This is a genomic window from Paracoccus chinensis (assembly GCF_900102885.1).
Classification (GTDB): Bacteria; Pseudomonadota; Alphaproteobacteria; order Rhodobacterales; family Rhodobacteraceae; genus Paracoccus; species Paracoccus chinensis.
The window spans coordinates 1-1289 of record NZ_FNGE01000077.1 but is presented as its reverse complement, the minus strand read 5'-3'; the positions used below and the strand labels follow the sequence as shown (position 1 = coordinate 1289).

1 protein-coding gene is annotated in these 1289 nt (G+C 67.7%); it reads left to right on the top strand.

Annotation, left to right across the window (positions count from 1 at the left end; translation table 11 throughout):
• Positions 1–1289: ParB/RepB/Spo0J family partition protein (locus tag BLQ03_RS18510; RefSeq protein WP_175558947.1), on the top strand; the 1289-nt coding region annotated here is incomplete at both ends.

The following is a 1289-nucleotide window of genomic DNA, read 5'->3' as shown; positions in this document are numbered from 1 at the left end:
CGCGTGGGCATTGTCGCCGGAGGCCGCAGGCTGCGGGCCATCGCCCGCGCCGTCGAGCGTGACGCCACCGTGACCGAACGCCACCCGGAACTGGCCTCCATCCCGGTTCGCATCGCGTCTGACGAGGCCACCGCCCGCGCATGGGCCAGTGCCGAGAACGCGGCGCGGGAGGACTTGGCCCCCGCCGACGAAATCCGCGCCTATGGCCGGATGAAGGAGGCAGGCGCAGAGGTGTCGGCCATTGCCCGCAGCTTCGGCAAGACCGAGGCCCATGTGTATCGCCGCCTTGCCTTGGCAGCCCTGCCCGCCCCCGTTCTGGACGCGCTGAAAGAGGGCCAGATCAGCCTTGGCATGGCGAAAGCCTTTACCGTGTCGCAGGACGAGGCATTGACCCTGACCATTCTGGCGGAGGTGAAGGGCCGCGACGTGTCGGAACACCGCATCAAGCAGGCATTGCAGCCCGCCGCTATCAGCGCCACCGACCGCCGCGCCCGGTTTGTCGGACTGGACGCCTACGAGGCCGCAGGCGGCAGCCTCACCCGCGACCTGTTCAGCGATACCGTGGCGCTGCACGATGCCGACCTGTTGCAGGACCTGTTCACCGAGCGGCTGAACGCCGAGGCCGGGAAGCTGGCGGCAGGCTGGAAGTGGGCCGAGGTCATGGCCGACGAATATGTCTCTTATTCCGTCACCGAGAAGCTGGCCCGCCTTTATCCGGTCGAGGGGGTTCTGACGGAGGAACAGGCCGAGCGATATGACGAACTGGCAGAACTGGCGAACGCCGATGCACTGGACGAGGCCGGGCAAGCCGAACTTGAGGCTCTGGACGCAATCATCAAGGGCGACTTCACCGACGCGCAACGCGCCGTGGCGGGCTACTATGTCTATGTCAGCCACAGCGGGACGGTGCAGTTGAGCGGCCCGTGGGTGCGGACCGAGGACCGGGGCGCAGCCATCGGGGCCGAGGTTCTGACCGGCCATGCCGCCCATGCGGACGGCGGCGATGCCGCGCCCGCGCCAAAATCGCCCTATAGCGGCGCACTGGTCGAGGACATGAAGGCGATCCGGCTGGCCGCGATCCAGACCGCCCTGCTGGACAAGCCGGAAATGGTCTTCGACCTGCTGGCCTTCGGGTTGTCGCTGGCCTCTGGCGTCAGCACGAACGTCTTTGACCTGTCGCCGGGACGCCCCATGAACTGCCCGAGCAAGACGGACGGTCTGGAATGGTCCGACCGGCTGGCCCATCCCCCGGCAGGACATGAGGCATGGAGCCGCCCGGAGTTGCGGGT